Below are 2,798 nucleotides of genomic sequence, written 5' to 3'. Positions count from 1 at the left end.
TCCTAGGATCATTTAATTCGTTATCGCATCTCCTTTGTTTCTGTAATCTTTTATGAAGGTCGCAAATTTTGGGATTCCAAAAAAAATCGGAAAAAACATTGATTTTCGTGATGCGAATGTGCTAGCTTGCAGACATGGAATATTGAAACAGTTAAATAGTGACGTTTAATGAGATGCGTAAATATGATTTTTAATGAAATGCCGCATGATGATAATCCGCTGATCCGGCTCCTTAAGGCTTTGGAAGCTCCTGATATGGTTTTTGCCGTCATATCTTCTGCGATAAATATGAAACAGGAATATCCTGAAGCCTTGGCAAAGTACCCCAAAATCCTTGATAATGACAGACGCCGCAATTCTCAGCTGGCAAATTTAGCCGATGACTACGGTTTTTGCTTCTGGAGAATTGCCAGTCATTACCAGGATAGCGAAACAGGTGAGAAGATTTCTGATAACTTCGTTCTTATTGAGTCGGAAGTTCGCAATGAAGCGTTCCTGAAACTGTTCTGCGAGACTGCTGCGCGGGTATTTAATCGGGAATCATATCTGTTCAAAGCTTCAAATGGCATGGTTACTCTTTGTTTTCCTGACGCTCCGGATTCCGAGCTTGGCGTATTCCGCACGGAGAATTTCAGTGAACTCATGTCTGCATTTGTTGCTTCCGGAAACAGAGTCAAGAGTGATCAGTGTGCTCTCAGAAAAGGCATTGCATTCGATCTGATAGCTGATAACAGGCCTAAGCTCCACAGAGGTCAGTATTCCTGGCAGGTCATAAACGGAAGGAGAGACTATCTTCAGGAGCATCGCTGCTTTCCCCCGTCAATAAAAAAGTGGCTTTCTGACTGGCCAAAGATTGATGCGGATCCGGATATGACTTAGCTGCTTCCTGAATTTGTTACATTTTTCGCCATGTCCTTGAAATCCTTCCGAAGCCTGATCATAGCTATGACCATGGCAACAGTCATAATGCCCATTCCCAAAAAAATAATATGAAAAAAATCATGCTCCGGTTTTGTATTTGTGATGCAGGTTAGCGTCCGGCCGGGGGATTCGGGTTAATATTATTCTAATACCCAATTCCGTAAGAGCCTCTTTTCCGCCGCTGATTACAATAACACGGAACTCCAAATGCGGACGGAGCCCCTAGGCCTTATGGCAATATTGCTTTAACTGGAGCTTCCATGACCGAAACAAAAATCAACTCTGCAATTCTGGACAAGTTCAGCAAAACCGTAATCAATCGTGTGAAGTCCGATATTCCGGACATTACCGGAAAGACCATTGATGGCCTTTATGTTGAACGGAAAATGGACGTGGCTTCCGGAGAAGCTGCCATCTATATCTGCCACCGGGAAGGGGAGACCGATGATGACTCCCGTCTCGTGCTCAAGCTTTTTCACCGGGAGGAAGCTCTCAAGTCGGATGTGCTGGACCGGATCCGCAGCATTCGGAATCCCTGCGTGGCTCCGGTGGTTCATGCGGGATATTTTCAGGGACACCGTTTTACCGTGCTCCCTTATTACCGCTATCCTTCCCTGGCCGATGTGCTCTTAAGCGGGCAGACATTTTCAGAAAAGGAACTCCGGGAGCTTATCATTCCTTCCGTGAATGAAGGACTCCGGGCCGTGCACGAGCAGGGTGTTCTTCATAAGGATCTCAAGCCCTCCAATCTGATGCTGGACAATTCCGGCGAGCATGTGGTGCTCATCGACTTCGGCATCAGCACCGCCGCCGGAAGCAAAACCCTGGTGGTAACCCAGACCGGCATGACTCCCTTTTATGCCGCTCCCGAGGCTCTTCAGGGCGTTTACCACCGGGAAACCGACTATTATTCCTTCGGCATTACCATATTTGAGCTTTTTACCGGTCATACGCCTTTTCAGATGAAGGATGTGACCGTGGATGAAGCTGTGCGGCTTTCCGCGGTGAGGGGCATTGATTTTCCCAAGGACTTCCCCGTAAATCTTAAAAAGCTGGTGCTGGGACTCACTTACCGGGATCTTACCTACCGGAATGACCGGAACAATCCTAACCGGAGATGGGGCTATGACGAAGTAAAGAGATGGCTGGCCGGGGAAGATCTCCCGGTGCCGGGAAACAATGGCGGCGCCGTGGTTTCCGGTTTTCTGCCCTACAGCTTTATCGGCCGTACCTTTACGGAAGAATCCGATCTCCTTATTGCTCTCCTGCATGCTCCGGAAAAGGGCCTTAAGGAGCTGGGCCGCGGCCTTCTTACCCACCACTACGGCTTTTTTGATGCCGTGCGGGCCAAGCTTTGCCATGAGGCGGAAACCTCTCTCGGCCGGTATCCTGAGGAGAACCTTAAAACCTACGTTTGCCTGATCTACCGGCTGTTTGCCGGGAGGACAAAGAAAATCTATTTCGGGGGCCGTTCCTTTGATACCCTGGGAGCCTTCGCGGATTTCGTTTTTGAGAGAACGCTGCCGGTGCTTCCGGGACTCCAGATGCCGGCCATGGTGCAGCAGGCGGAGTACTGGATGCGGGGCAATATTCTGGGCTGGTTTGCCGGAAATATTCTCAAGGATTCCGCTTTGGAAATGAACCTGAATGCCGCTCATGACTTCATGGTGCGCAAGAACCTGAGCGGCATTTACCGCATATTCGCCTGCGTGGCCATGCTAAGCGAGAACTGCAGAAAAATCGTCTGCCGGGGCCAGGCCTTTGACACTCCCGCAGACTTTGCTCAGGCTCTGAATGAGAGGGCTCTTTCCGAGGATGACGGCGATTACTTTGTATCCGAGGCCCTGAACATTCTGAATAACGGCTATCTGGAAACC

The 2,798-nt window shown here is 49.2% G+C and carries 2 protein-coding genes; both read left to right on the top strand.

Annotation, left to right across the window (positions count from 1 at the left end):
• Positions 1-183: 183 nt before the first annotated feature.
• Complete coding sequence (locus ACJROR_RS12790) at positions 184-879, top strand: hypothetical protein (RefSeq protein ID WP_406547394.1); 696 nt, start codon at positions 184-186, stop codon at positions 877-879.
• A 302-nt stretch (positions 880-1,181) separates the two neighbouring features.
• The coding region (locus ACJROR_RS12785; protein ID WP_406547392.1) for a serine/threonine protein kinase at positions 1,182-2,798 on the top strand (1,617 nt) is incomplete at its 3' end.

The sequence above is a fragment of the Succinimonas sp. genome (genome assembly GCF_045225735.1).
Taxonomy (GTDB): Bacteria; Pseudomonadota; Gammaproteobacteria; order Enterobacterales; family Succinivibrionaceae; genus Succinimonas.
The sequence above is the reverse complement of the archived record's forward strand: the minus strand, read 5'-3'. Positions and strand labels throughout refer to the sequence as shown.

Coding starts and splice junctions, on each gene's coding strand:
- ACJROR_RS12790 (WP_406547394.1), top strand. CDS start 184: ATGATTTTTAATGAAATGCCGCATGATGATAATCCGCTGATCCGGCTC.